This window comes from Paenibacillus phyllosphaerae, from assembly GCF_014192105.1.
In the GTDB taxonomy this organism is placed as follows: domain Bacteria; phylum Bacillota; class Bacilli; order Paenibacillales; family Paenibacillaceae; genus Paenibacillus_Z; species Paenibacillus_Z phyllosphaerae.
In genome coordinates this window covers 1-1,883 of record NZ_JACHXK010000048.1, presented here as the reverse complement: position 1 = coordinate 1,883, position 1,883 = coordinate 1, and the positions used below count along the sequence as shown (strand labels likewise).

Sequence of the window (1,883 nt, the reverse complement as noted above, 5' to 3'; positions counted from 1 at the left end):
TCAACATTCGTGGGTTCGGGCCTCCAGTGCGTGTTACCGCACCTTCACCCTGCACAGGGGTAGATCACACGGTTTCGGGTCTACGACCACGTACTCATTCGCCCTATTCAGACTCGCTTTCGCTGCGGCTACGGCTTTCCACCTTAACCTTGCACGTGAACGTAACTCGCCGGTTCATTCTACAAAAGGCACGCCATCACCCATATAGAGGGCTCTGACTTCTTGTAAGCGCACGGTTTCAGGTTCTGTTTCACTCCCCTTCCGGGGTGCTTTTCACCTTTCCCTCACGGTACTGCTTCGCTATCGGTCACTAGGGAGTATTTAGCCTTGGCAGATGGTCCTGCCGGATTCCGACGGGGTTTCACGTGTCCCGCCGTACTCAGGATCCGTCTCGGAGGGTGTTGGCTTTTGGTTACAGGGCTTTTACCTTTTCTAGCGGGCCTTTCCAGACCTCTTCGCCTAACCAACACCTTTGTAACTCCATGTGAGACGTCCTACAACCCCAAGGAGCAAGCTCCTTGGTTTGGGCTAATCCGCGTTCGCTCGCCGCTACTGACGGAATCACTATTGTTTTCTCTTCCTCAGGGTACTTAGATGTTTCAGTTCCCCTGGTATGCCTCCATGTTACCTATGTATTCAGTAACAGGTGACTGGACATTACTCCAGCCGGGTTTCCCCATTCGGACATCCCCGGATCAAAGCCTGCTTACGGCTCCCCGAGGCAATTTCGTTGTTCGCCACGTCCTTCTTCGGCTCCTAGTGCCTAGGCATCCTCCGTGCGCTCTTACTAGCTTAACCTAGCTCATTGGCTTGCGTTCACAATCGTGAGATTGGGAATGCAGCATTGAGCGACTGCTCCGCTTGTTCGGCTTATTGCTCCCGTTGATTCACCTGTTTCTTGATCCACACTTAAGCGGTGGAAACAGGTTCACAAAAGTCGCACTAATCCGAAAAGCTTCGCTTACATATCACAGGCAAAAACCTGCGGTTAAAACTCAGCTAAAGGATGTTTCATTTCATATCCAGTTTTCAAGGTGCAATGTTAAAACTTTTTTTGGTGGAGCCAAGCGGGATCGAACCGCTGACCTCCTGCTTGCAAGGCAGGCGCTCTCCCAGCTGAGCTATGGCCCCGTATGAAATTAAAATGGTTGGCCTTAGTGGACTCGAACCACCGACCTCACCCTTATCAGGGGTGCGCTCTAACCAGCTGAGCTAAAGGCCAATAAAATGGAAGAATAACCTTCCGCTTGGCGACGTCCTACTCTCCCAGGACCCTGCGGTCCAAGTACCATCGGCGCTGGAAGGCTTAACGGTCGTGTTCGGGATGGGTACGCGTGGTTCCCTTCCGCCATCGCCACCAAACAGATGTTGCGGGTATTTCTATTAGAGGGTTGTTCCCTCAAAACTGAACATGAGCGACATGTTTTGGTTTGCAGCTTGCGCTGCTACTGATCATCTACGTGATCAGGTAATCCTTAGAAAGGAGGTGATCCAGCCGCACCTTCCGATACGGCTACCTTGTTACGACTTCACCCCAATCATCTACCCCACCTTCGACGGCTGGCTCCTTGCGGTTACCCCACCGGCTTCGGGTGTTGTAAACTCTCGTGGTGTGACGGGCGGTGTGTACAAGACCCGGGAACGTATTCACCGCGGCATGCTGATCCGCGATTACTAGCAATTCCGACTTCATGCAGGCGAGTTGCAGCCTGCAATCCGAACTGAGACCGCCTTTTTAGGATTCGCTCCAGATCGCTCCTTCGCTTCCCGTTGTAACGGCCATTGTAGTACGTGTGTAGCCCAGGTCATAAGGGGCATGATGATTTGACGTCATCCCCGCCTTCCTCCGGTTTGTCACCGGCAGTCATTCTAGAGTGCCCACC

General features: G+C 52.8%; 2 tRNA genes and 3 rRNA genes. All 5 read right to left on the bottom strand.

What is annotated here, in order from left to right:
• Positions 1-798 (bottom strand): 23S ribosomal RNA (locus tag FHS18_RS33965); the annotation flags it as partial.
• 257 nt (positions 799-1,055) lie between these two features.
• Positions 1,056-1,131 (bottom strand) — tRNA-Ala (locus FHS18_RS33960).
• A gap of 14 nt (positions 1,132-1,145) precedes the next feature.
• Positions 1,146-1,222, bottom strand: a tRNA-Ile gene (locus tag FHS18_RS33955).
• 23 nt (positions 1,223-1,245) lie between these two features.
• A 5S ribosomal RNA gene (rrf, locus tag FHS18_RS33950) occupies positions 1,246-1,362 on the bottom strand.
• Positions 1,363-1,479: 117 nt separating this feature from the next.
• Positions 1,480-1,883, bottom strand: a 16S ribosomal RNA gene (locus tag FHS18_RS33945); the annotation flags it as partial.